Genomic DNA, 10,392 nt, shown 5'->3' with positions numbered 1-10,392 from the left:
AGCTAAGCCCTCCAGCGCCGATGGTACTGCACTCGGGAGGGTGTGGGAGAGTAGGACACCGCCGGACAATCTTTCCAGATGAGGTCACCCTTCGGGGTGACCTCATCTGCGTTTCCGGCCCCAAATCCGTGCCACCGGACGAAGGGCACGCCGCTGGCGAGCCGGCGCCGTGCCCCGAAAACCGGTCAACGGGTCTGTATGCCCTCGCGGAGCTGACGGAACAGGCCGGCGGCCTGGCCGACGGGACGTCCCGGGAACATTGCCATCACCACGCTGCCGTGGTCGGCCCAGCCGCACACCGCGAAGTCGCCGCCGTCGCCGCTGGTCGTACCGCACTTCATCACGCCGCCCAGCCGGCCGGCGTCGACCTCCCGCAGCCCGGTGACCTTGCCGGTCTCGTCGGCCATCAGGCCGAACAGGCTGTCCAGATCCCGCTCCGGCTGCCAGAGCAGGGTGGTGCCGCCGAAGACGAGCACCGCCCTTCTCGCGTCCGCCGGATCGCTGTAGACGGTGCCGACGCTCTTGTCCAGCTCAATGTCGGCGGCGAAGCCGTCCCGCAGGTAGTCGGCGGTGCTCCGCGCCCGCTCGCTGTCGTCGCGGGTGAGTCCGGCCACCTTCACCGGGGTCGACAGGTCGGTGTCCTTCTGCTGAAACACCCGCCAGCCGCCGGCGCCGAGCGCCCCGAGCCCCGCGAGCCCGGCCACCAGCGCGACGGCGAGCACCAGGCGCCGGCGACGGGACGGCGCACCGGCCCGCTCAGGGCTGCTTTCCGGGTCGCGGCGGCTCAGCTGGATCGGCTCGTCGGTCAGGTCGACCGGTTCGGGCCCGTCGCCGAGCGGCCGCTCGGTGAGATGTGCGTCGGACATGTCCGCCACCGTACGCGAACAACAGGTGGCGCACGTCGGGTCCGCCGAAGCGCTCCGTAGACTTTCAGGGTGACCGAGAGACTGGATGCCCGACGCCCCGACGCCCCGACCCTTGCCGGCCAGTACCAGCCCGGCGAGGTAGAGCAGCGACGGTACGAGCAGTGGGTAGCCGGCGGCCACTTCCGGGCGTCGGCGGAGAGCGACAAGCCCCCCTTCACCATCGTCATCCCGCCCCCGAACGTCACCGGCTCGCTGCACATGGGCCACGCGTTCGAGCACACGCTGATGGACGCCCTCACCCGGCGGAAGAAGATGCAGGGCTTCGAGGCGCTCTGGCTGCCCGGCATGGACCACGCCGGCATCGCCACCCAGAACCTGGTCGAGCGGCAGCTCGCGACCGAGGGCCTGTCCCGGCACGACCTGGGCCGGGAGAAGTTCGTCGAGCGGGTCTGGCAGTGGAAGGCGGAGTCCGGCGGCGCGATCCTCGGCCAGATGCGCCGGCTCGGCGACGCCGTGGACTGGGACCGTGAGCGCTTCACCATGGACGAGGGCCTGTCCCGGGCCGTGCAGACCATGTTCAAGAAGCTCTTCGACGACGGGCTCATCTACCGGGCCAACCGGATCATCAACTGGTGTCCGCGCTGCCTGACCGCCCTGTCCGACATCGAGGTGGAGCACACCGAGGACGAGGGTGAGCTCATCTCGATCCGCTACAGCGACGACGTGGTGGTGGCCACCACCCGGGCGGAGACGATGCTCGGCGACACCGCGGTGGCGGTGCACCCCGACGACGAGCGGTACCGGCACCTGATCGGCACCGAGGTGGCCGTGCCGCTCACCGACCGGCGGATCCCGATCGTCGCCGACGAGCACGTCGACCCGAGCTTCGGCACCGGCATGGTGAAGGTGACCCCGGCGCACGACCCCAACGACTTCGAGATCGGCCAGCGGCACGACCTGCCCGCCCTGACGATCATGGACGAGCGCGGGATCATCACCGCGCCCGGCCCGTTCGAGGGGTTGGACCGCTACGAGGCCCGCCCGGCGATCGTCGCCGCGCTGCGCGAGCAGGGCCGGATCGTGGCCGAGAAGCGGCCGTACGTGCACGCGGTGGGGCACTGCTCCCGGTGCAAGACGACCGTGGAGCCGCGGTTGTCGTTGCAGTGGTTCGTCAACACCGGTCCGCTGGCCAAGGCGGCCGGCGACGCGGTGCGCGACGGCCGGGTCCGGATCGAGCCGGCCGAGCTGGCCAAGCGGTACTTCGCCTGGGTCGACAACATGCACGACTGGTGCATCTCCCGGCAGCTCTGGTGGGGCCACCGGATCCCGGTCTGGTACGGCCCGGACGGCGAGATCGTCTGCGTCGGCCCCGACGAGCAGCCGCCCACCGGCGCGGGCTGGCGCCAGGACGAGGACGTCCTCGACACCTGGTTCTCCAGCGGCCTGTGGCCGTTCTCCACCCTGGGCTGGCCCGAGCAGACCCAGGACCTGGCGAAGTTCTACCCGACCAGCGTGCTGGTCACCGGGTACGACATCCTCTTCTTCTGGGTCGCCCGGATGATGATGTTCGGCCTGTACGCGATGGACGGCGTCCAGCCGTTCGACGTGGTCGCCCTGCACGGCATGGTCCGCGACGAGCACGGCAAGAAGATGTCGAAGTCGTTCGGCAACGTAGTCGACCCGCTGGACTGGATCGACCGGTTCGGCGCCGACGCCACCCGGTTCACCCTCGCCCGGGGCGCCAACCCCGGGCAGGACGTGCCGGTGAGCGAGGAGTGGTGCCAGGGCTCCCGCAACTTCTCCAACAAGCTCTGGAACGCCACCCGGTTCGCGCTGCTCAACGGCGCGCACATCGACGGTCCGCTGCCGGCGGCCGGCACCCTGTCGACCGTCGACCGGTGGATCCTGTCCCGGCTGGCGCACGTCACCGCCGAGGTGGACGAGCAGTTCGAGGCGTACGAGTTCGCGAAGGTCTGCGACCTGCTGTACCACTTCGCCTGGGACGACGTCTGCGACTGGTACGTGGAGCTGAGCAAGCCGGTGCTCGCCGAGGGTGGCCCGGCCGCCGCCGCCACCCGGCGGGTGCTCGGGCACGTGCTGGACCAGCTGCTGCGGCTGCTGCACCCGGTGATCCCGTTCGTCACCGACGAGCTGTGGTCCGCGCTGACCGGCGGTGAGACGGTCCTGACGGCCGCCTGGCCGCTGGCCGACCGTACGCTGGTCGACGACGCCGCGGAAGTCGAGGTCGCCACCCTCCAGCGGGTGGTGACGAGATCCGCCGGTTCCGGTCCGACCAGGGGCTGCGGCCGACCCAGCGGGTCGCGGCCCGGCTGGACGGCCTCGCGCCGGCGGGCATCGCCGCGCACGAGTCGCTGATCCGGTCGCTGGTCCGGCTCGACGCGCCCGCCGAGGACTTCCAGGCCAGCGCCACCCTCGCCATGCCCGGGGAGGTCAGCGTCGCGCTGGACACCCGTGGCTCGATCGACGTGGCCGCCGAGCGGGCCCGGCTCACCAAGGACCGGACGGCCGCCGAGAAGGAGGCCGCGCAGGCCCGGGCGAAGCTGGACAACCCGGCCTTCGTCGGGAAGGCCCCGGAGCCGGTGGTGGCGAAGATCCGCGAACGGCTCGCCGTGGCCGAGGCCGACCTGATCCGGATCGACGCTGCCCTGGAGGCGCTGCCCTCGTGACCGACCGCACCGAATTCGCCGCCGTCGACGCCGCCCTGGCCGCCCGTGGCTTCACCCGCATGCATTTCGAGCTGGAGCGCATCGAGATGCTGCTCGACCTGCTCGGCAGCCCGCAGCGGGCGTACCCGTCGATCCACCTGACCGGGACCAACGGGAAGACCTCGACGGCCCGGATGATCGACTCGCTGTTGCGGGCCTTCGGGCTGCACACCGGGCGCTACACCAGCCCTCACCTGGAGACCGTCCGCGAGCGGATCAGCCTGGACGGGGAGCCGGTCAGCGAGGAGCGCTTCGTCGCCACGTACCGGGAGGTGGAGCCGCTGGCCGAGCTGGTCGACCAGCGCTCCGCCGAACCGCTGACCTACTTCGACCTGACCACCGCGCTGGCGTTCGCCACGTTCGCCGACGCGCCGGTCGACGTCGCGGTGGTCGAGGTCGGGCTCGGCGGCGCCGAGGACGCCACCAACGTGATCCAGGCCGGGGTGGCCGTGCTCACCCCGATCGGGCTGGATCACACCGAGTGGCTCGGCGACACCATCGAGGACATCGCGCTGCACAAGGCGGGCATCATCCACTCCGGCGCGACCGTCATCTGTGCCGCGCAGGAGGAGGAGGCCGCCCGGCCGATCCTGGAGCGCTGCGCCGAGGTGGGCGCCACCCTGGCGCGGGAGGGCGCGGAGTTCGGCGTGCTCCGCCGCTCGGTCGCGGTCGGCGGTCAGGTGCTCGCCATCCAGGGCCTCGGCGGGGTGTACGACGAGATCTTCATCCCGCTGCACGGCGCGCACCAGGCACAGAACGCCGCCGTGGCGCTCGCCGCCGTCGAGGCGTTCCTGGGCGCCGGCGCCAAGCGGCAGCTCGACATCGAGGCCGTCCGGGAGGGCTTCGCCGCGACCAGCTCGCCCGGCCGGCTGGAGAAGGTCCGCAGCGCCCCGACGGTCCTGCTCGACGGCGCGCACAACCCGCACGGGATGGCGGCCACGGTCACCGCGCTGCAGGAGGAGTTCGCGTTCAGCAAGCTGGTCGGCGTGCTGGCCGTGCTCGGCGACAAGGACGCCGCCAGTCTGCTGGAGCTGCTGGAGCCGGTGCTCGACTCGCTGGTGGTCACCGGCAACAGCTCGCCCCGGGCGATGCCGGTGGAGGAGCTGGCCGAGCTGGCCCGGGAGGTCTTCGGGTCGGAGCGGGTGGAGGTCGCCGAGGAGATGCCGGACGCCATCGAGGCGGCGATCGCCGAGGCCGAGTCCGACGTGCCCGGTGAGCTCTCCGGGGTCGGTGTGCTGATCACCGGGTCGGTGGTGACCGTGGCCGACGCCCGCCGGCTGCTGAAGCGATGACCGGCCCGATGGGGGAGCGCCCCGAGGAGGTCGTGCCGAGGCCGGACGCCGGACCGCGGACCGACGCGGCGGCCGACCCCCGTGGGCGGCCGGGCTCGACGCCGGCCGCCGGCGGGCCGGAGCCGGAGGAGGCCGGTGGCGGTCCGGTGGCCGGTGAGCCGGGGGAGCGGCGGTCCGGGCTGCGGAACCCGGAGAAGGCAGTACGCGGGCTCGGCGCCGGCACGCTGGCCCTGGAGGCCCTGGTGCTGCTGCTCGCCATCCAGCCGATCCGGGTGGTCGGCGGGGACCTCGGCGGCGCCGCCATCGCCGTGATCGTGGCGCTGGCCGTGGCCTGCGTGGTGCTGGCCGGCCGGATGGGGCGGCCGTGGGCCTGGCACGCGGGCACCGTGGTGCAGGGCCTGCTGATGCTCTCGGGCCTGCTGCACTGGTCGCTGCTGGTGCTGGGCGTCATCTTCGCCCTGGTGTGGGCCTACGCCCTGCACGTCCGCCGGGTCATCCTCGGCTGAGCCGCGGGCCGGGTGCCGTCAGGCGCCCGGCCCCGCCGTCACGCGTCGGCGAGGGTCCGCCACTGGGTGAGGGCGATGCCGTGCCCGTCCGGGTCGCGGAACGCCGCCGCCCACACCTCCAGCTTCGCGCCCCGGTTGACCACCCGCGGGGCGTACGTGAAGCGGACGCCGGAGCCGCGCAGCCGCTCGTACGCGGCCTGGATGTCGGCGACCTCGAGGTTGACGTGGACCAGCCGCCGGCTGATCGGGGCCGCTTCGGTGATCTCACGCAGCACGAGGCGGGTGGCACCGGAGGAGAGGACGGCGTTGCCGGAGCCCCGGTCCACCTCGTCGAAGCCGAGGTCCCGGTAGAACCCCAGCGACCGGGCCAGGTCGGTCACCAGCAGGGTGATGCCGATGCCGCTGATCGGGGTGGCCACCTCGGCGTCGTCGTCGCCCGCGTACCCGAAGATGGCCTCGTCCAGCTCCTCCGCGGTCGGGGCGCCCCCGGCGCCGGATCGTCCAGCGGCAGGTCGATCGGGTCCAGCGGCACGTCGATCGGGTCCACCGGCACCGTCGCGTCGAACCGCTCCTCGGCGGGCGGGCGCGGCGCGGGGGTCGCCCGGCGGGGCAGCGGCCCGGCCGCCGGCTGCTCGACCACCGTGCCCTCCAGCACCACCTGGCCGCCCGGGCGCTGGTGCACCACCACCGGTTCGCGTTCCTCGGGCAGCACGGTGCCGTCGTCGAGGAGCGGATCCGGCGCGGGTGGGAAGTCGTCGCGGAAGTCGTCCTCCGGGGCGCGGTCGGCCCACGGCGGCGCCTCCTGCGCGATCAGCACCTCGTCGACCGGGTCGGGGCCCGCGTACTCCGGCGGGAGGTCCGCCGTCGCGGCGGTCGTCTCGGCGTGGGTGGGCACCTCGTCCCAGAGGACGCGGACGTGCCGCTGGTCGTCCAGGGCGACCCGGATGGGCAGCGGCTGGCCCAGCGACGGCCACTTGGCGACCGGCACCCGGGGTTCGATGATCTTCTTGGACCGGGGCGGCAGCCCGGGGGCGTCGATCACCAGCTGGAGCTCGCAGCGGCCGAAGGCGTACTGGGTGGGGGGCTCGGAGGCGCTGTGCACGTGCCCGACGCCGACCACCCAGGTGCGCCCGCCCCCGCGTACCGTGGCCAGGGCGATCGCCAGCACCAGCAGCGCGACGCCGAGGGCCACGATGGCCCAGCTGGTCATCCCCAGTCCGAACAGCACGACGAAGGTCGCCACGGTGCCGAGCACCGCGCCGATCAGCTTGCGCACCGGCGCGATGGGTCGGTTCCCGCCGTTCGCCACAGTGGACCTCCCAGGGGTCTAGGCCAGGCTAGGCCGCAGCGGCGACCGAGGGGAAGAGCAGCCGCCGCGCCGCCGCCGGGACCAGGTCGCTAGGCTGAACCTACCCAGCCAGACCGGCTTCCGCGCACAGGAGGAACCCAGCGTGTCCAGCAGCAGCCCGGATGAGCGCACGCTCGTACTGATCAAGCCCGACGCGGTCCGCCGCGGTCTGGTCGGCGAGATCGTGTCCCGCTTCGAGCGCAAGGGCCTGCGGATCGACGCGATGGTGACGCGGACGATGGACGGCGACTTCGCCGACCAGCACTACGCCGAGCACGTCGACAAGCCGTTCTACCCGCCGCTGAAGGCCTTCATGACCGGCGGCCCGCTGGTCGCCCTGGTGCTCTCCGGCGACCAGGTGATCGAGGTGGTGCGCGGCATGCTCGGCAGCACCGACGGCCGCAGGGCCGCCGCTGGCACCATCCGGGGCGACCTCTCCCTGTCCAACCGGGAGAACCTGGTGCACGCGTCCGACTCGACGGACAGCGCCAAGCGCGAGCTCGCCCTCTGGTTCCCCGAGCTGGTCTGAGCGCGTCGCCCCCCCCCCGGTCCCGGGGGTCGGGGCCGTCCCGTGTGCTCAGCCGGACAGCCGGGACAACTTAGCCGGGTTGCCGATCAGGTAGAGGTCCGTGATTCGGCCGTCCGCGGCCGCGATCGCCAGCGTGTAGCGAGTCCCGTCGGGCCAGCGGAGCACCAGCGCCGGCCCGCCGTTCAGCTCGGTGAGGGCCGCCTCGATACTGCGGGGCCGGCCGTAGACGCCAGCGAAGAAGCGGGCGATCCGGTCCGCGCCGCGCACCGGGTTGCGCGCCGCACGGACGGCGCCGCCCCCGTCGTTCCAGGAGACCGCGTCGGACGCCACCAGCTCGGTCAGCCGGGCCAGGTCGCCGTCGCGGGCGGCGGCCAGGAAGGCGTCCAGCAGCCGCTGCTGCTCGGCCGGGCCGGCGGTGAAGCGCCGCCGGCCGTCGGCGATCCGGGCGACCGCCCGGTGGTGCAGCTGCCGGCAGTCGGCCGCCGACCGGTCCAGGATGTCGCCGATCTCCGCGTACGGCAGGGCGAACGCGGTGTGCAGCACGTAGACCGCGCGCTCCGGCGGGGTGAGCCGTTCCAGCAGGTGCAGCAGCGCGACCGACACCGAGTCCCGCAGCTCGGCACTGTCCAGCGGCCCGAACGGCTCCGCCGCGCCGGTCGGCACCGGTTCGGGCAGCCACGGCCCGACGTACGTCTCCCGGGCGGCCTGCCGGGTGCGCAGCCGGTCCAGCGCCAGCCGGGTCACCACCCGGGACAGGTACCGGCGCGGCTCGGCGACCGACTCCCGGTCGACGTCGAGCCAGCGCAGGTACGCCTCCTGGAGCACGTCCTCCGCGTCGTGCAGGCTGCCCAGCAGCCGGTACGCCAACCCGAGCAGCATCGGCCGGTGCGCCTGAAGCGCACGGCGCCTGCGCTGCCGAGGTGCCGGTCACACCTCGGTCGGCGGCTGCGCCTGGCTGGTCACCGCGATCCGGTTCCACACGTTGATTGTGGCGATCGCGACGACCAGATCCGCCAGCTCCTTCTCCGACCACACCTTGGCGGCGGCGTCCCAGACCTCGTCCGGCACGCCGTGCTCGCCGAGCCGGGTGACCGCGTCGGTCAGCGCCAGCGCGGTCCGCTCCCGCTCGTCGAAGAACGGCGCCTCCCGCCAGGCGGCGACCGCGAAGAGCCGCCGGCTGGACTCGCCCGCGGCCAGCGCGTCCCGGCTGTGCATGTCCACGCAGAACGCACAGCCGTTGAGCATCGACGCCCGCAGCTTCACCAGCTCCAGCACCGTGTGGTCGACGTTGGCCTGGACGTACTTCTCCAGCCCGAACACCGCCTGGTACGCCTGCGGCACGACGGCCGCCATGTCGATCCGACTCATTTCCGGCCTCCCTCGATAACGGCTACACGCGTACGACGGGAGACCGCGCCGCCGACGTGACAGCGGACGGCTGTGACGGTGGTCATGCCCCGGCGGTCCACCAGTGGTCAGCCGCGGTTCCCCCGCCGGCCACCCGCACCGCCGGAACACCTCATCTGCGCCCGGTAGACCACTGGTGACCGACTTCCATCGGAGGGGACAGATGACTGCTCTCGATCGACGTACCCTGCTGCGGGCCGGACTGGCGACGGGCGCCGGACTGGCCGGCGCTGGCCTCCTCGGCGGTGGCCCGGCCGGCGCGCGCCGGCCTGGCGCGTCCGGCCGTCCGTGCTCACCCACGGCGTGCAGAGCGGCGACGTGACCGCCGAATCGGCGCTGGTCTGGACCCGTGCCGACCGGCCGGGCCGGATGGTCGTCGAGGTGAGCCGCCGCCCCGACCTGCGCGGCGCCCGGCTGCTGCGCGGCCCGGTGCTGGACCCGTCGACGGACTTCACCGGCCGGGTGCGGCTGCGCGGGCTGCCGGCGGGCGAGCGGCTGCACTACCGGGTGCGGGTGACGGACCTGGACCGGCACGGCGTGGCCAGCGAGCCGCTGGTCGGGGCGTTCACCACCGCCCCGGGGCATCATGACCGCCGCGACGTGCGGTTCGTCTGGACCGGTGACATCGTCGGGCAGGGCTGGGGGATCAGCCCGGACTTCGGCGGGATGAGCATCTTCCGGTCGATGAGCGCCGTCCGGCCGGACTTCTTCCTGTGCAGCGGCGACACCGTGTACGCCGACGGCCCGCTCGCCGAGAGCGTGTCGCTGCCCGACGGCCGGATCTGGCGCAACCTGGTGACGCCGGAGAAGACCAAGGTCGCCGAGACCCTGACCGAGTACCGGGGGCAGTTCGCCTACAACCTGCTCGACGAGCACCTGCGGGCGTTCGCCGCCGAGGTGCCGCAGGTCAACCAGTGGGACGACCACGAGGTGCTCAACAACTGGTACCCGGGGGAGATCCTGGACGATGCCCGGTACACCGAGCGGCGGGTGGACGTGCTGGCCGCCCGGGCCCGGCAGGCGTTCCACGAGTGGCTGCCCGTCCCGGACGGCGGGCCGATGTACCGGCGGCTGTCGTACGGCCCGCTGCTGGACGTCTTCGTGCTCGACATGCGGACCTACAAGGACCCGAACGACGGCAACACCTACGCCGACCGGAACCGCGGCCTGCTCGGGCGGGAGCAGCGGCAGTGGCTGATCCGGGAGCTGAGCCGGTCCCGGGCGACCTGGAAGGTGATCGCGAACGACCTGCCGCTCGGGCTCGTGGTGCCGGACGGTCCGGGCGCCCAGGAGGGGGTGGCGCAGGGCGATCCGGGGGCGCCGGCCGGGCGTGAGCTGGAATTCGCCGAGGTGCTGGGCGCAGCCCACCGGGCCGGGGTGACCGGCATCGTCTTCCTCACCGCGGACGTGCACTACGCCGCGGCGCACCACTACGACCCGGCGCGGGCGGCGGTGCGCGACTTCACCCCGTTCTGGGAGTTCGTCTCCGGCCCGGCCCACGCCGGCGCGTTCGGCCCGAACGCCCTGGACGGCACGTTCGGTCCGCAGGCCGTGTTCACCCACGCCCCGCCCCGGGCCAACACCTCGCCGGCGGAGGGCTTCCAGCATTTCGGCGAGGTCGCGATCGACGGCGCGTCGGGCGACCTCACCGTCCACCTCCGCGACCGCGACGGCGTCTCTCTCTGGACCACCACCCTCCCCGCCCCCACCCCTGACCC

The 10,392-nt window shown here is 73.2% G+C and carries 5 protein-coding genes and 4 pseudogenes; 5 read left to right on the top strand and 4 right to left on the bottom strand.

From position 1 onward, the window contains the following. Nucleotides 1–185 precede the first annotated feature (185 nt). Nucleotides 186–866 (bottom strand): hypothetical protein, encoded by a 681-nt coding sequence (locus JNW87_RS27735; protein WP_109804604.1) that lies wholly within the window; start codon nucleotides 864–866, stop codon nucleotides 186–188. A 69-nt stretch (nucleotides 867–935) separates the two neighbouring features. Here JNW87_RS27735 and JNW87_RS27730 point away from each other — a divergent pair. The 3 genes and pseudogenes from JNW87_RS27730 (at nucleotide 936) to JNW87_RS27720 (ending at nucleotide 5,390) form a co-directional block, all read left to right on the top strand. Continuing rightward, a pseudogene (locus JNW87_RS27730) lies at nucleotides 936–3,553 on the top strand (valine--tRNA ligase). Then, nucleotides 3,550–4,884 carry a folylpolyglutamate synthase/dihydrofolate synthase family protein gene (locus tag JNW87_RS27725; protein ID WP_109804599.1) on the top strand — a complete coding sequence of 445 codons (1,335 nt, stop codon included), beginning with the start codon at nucleotides 3,550–3,552 and terminating at the stop codon, nucleotides 4,882–4,884. Before JNW87_RS27730 ends, JNW87_RS27725 begins: the two are co-directional and overlap by 4 nt. Next, the gene (locus tag JNW87_RS27720; RefSeq protein WP_236648417.1) at nucleotides 4,881–5,390 is read left to right on the top strand and encodes a DUF4233 domain-containing protein; all 510 of its coding nucleotides are present in this window, start codon (nucleotides 4,881–4,883) and stop codon (nucleotides 5,388–5,390) included. Before JNW87_RS27725 ends, JNW87_RS27720 begins: the two co-directional genes overlap by 4 nt. 38 nt (nucleotides 5,391–5,428) lie before the next feature. On the opposite strand, the pseudogene JNW87_RS27715 reads toward JNW87_RS27720, so the two are convergent. Beyond that, nucleotides 5,429–6,699: pseudogene (locus JNW87_RS27715) on the bottom strand (VOC family protein). Between the two features lie 142 nt (nucleotides 6,700–6,841). On the opposite strand from JNW87_RS27715, the gene ndk reads away from it, so the two are divergent. Further along, nucleotides 6,842–7,267, top strand: coding sequence for a nucleoside-diphosphate kinase (gene ndk, locus JNW87_RS27710; protein ID WP_109804601.1), 426 nt, complete (start codon nucleotides 6,842–6,844; stop codon nucleotides 7,265–7,267). A gap of 48 nt (nucleotides 7,268–7,315) precedes the next feature. Here ndk and sigJ read toward each other — a convergent pair. Continuing rightward, nucleotides 7,316–8,164, bottom strand: a pseudogene (sigJ, locus tag JNW87_RS27705) (RNA polymerase sigma factor SigJ); the annotation flags it as partial. Nucleotides 8,165–8,194: 30 nt separating this feature from the next. Further along, nucleotides 8,195–8,635, bottom strand: a complete 441-nt coding sequence (locus JNW87_RS27700; protein WP_109804602.1) for a carboxymuconolactone decarboxylase family protein — start codon at nucleotides 8,633–8,635, stop codon at nucleotides 8,195–8,197. A gap of 202 nt (nucleotides 8,636–8,837) precedes the next feature. Between JNW87_RS27700 and JNW87_RS27695 the strand changes: the two are divergent. Beyond that, nucleotides 8,838–10,392 (top strand): annotated as a pseudogene (locus JNW87_RS27695) (alkaline phosphatase D family protein); the annotation flags it as partial.

The organism is Micromonospora sp. ATA51 (genome assembly GCF_016802855.1).
Lineage (GTDB): Bacteria > Actinomycetota > Actinomycetes > Mycobacteriales > Micromonosporaceae > Micromonospora > Micromonospora sicca.
This window is presented reverse-complemented; position numbering and strand designations above follow the sequence as displayed.